The sequence below is a fragment of the Intrasporangium chromatireducens Q5-1 genome (assembly GCF_000576575.1).
GTDB classification, from domain to species: Bacteria; Actinomycetota; Actinomycetes; order Actinomycetales; family Dermatophilaceae; genus Intrasporangium_A; species Intrasporangium_A chromatireducens.
Map to the genome: position 1 here is coordinate 1 of NZ_AWQS01000617.1, position 363 is coordinate 363.

Here is a 363-nt window from a genome sequence, read left to right on the forward strand (position 1 = left end):
CGAACTCGAACATGTTGCCCCACGGCGGCCGGGTCACGGCGATGCCGCGCAGGACGACCGACCCGACGAGCAGGGCGGTGGCGAGGTAGGTGAGGGTCAGTCCGATGCTGCCCCACTGCCGGCTGCGCACCGATTCCGGACCGTATGCCGCTGCGCTGGCACCCGCTGCACCGGCTCCCGCCGCACCGGTGCGGTCCCGCGCCGTGTCCGTGGTGCCCTCACCGGGCAGGGTGGCGGTGGTGCTCCCGGCCGCTCCGACTCCGGCGCCGACGAGGGCGTCGGTGCGCTCGGCGGCCGCGCGCTCCTCGGCCCGACGCGGCGCGCGGGCGGACAGGTGCGTGGCGAACGCGAGCATGGCGAGGG

General features: G+C 76.6%; 1 pseudogene. It reads right to left on the minus strand.

The annotated features are described in order from the left end of the window. Positions 1–363, minus strand: a pseudogene (locus tag N864_RS25395) (c-type cytochrome biogenesis protein CcsB); the annotation flags it as partial.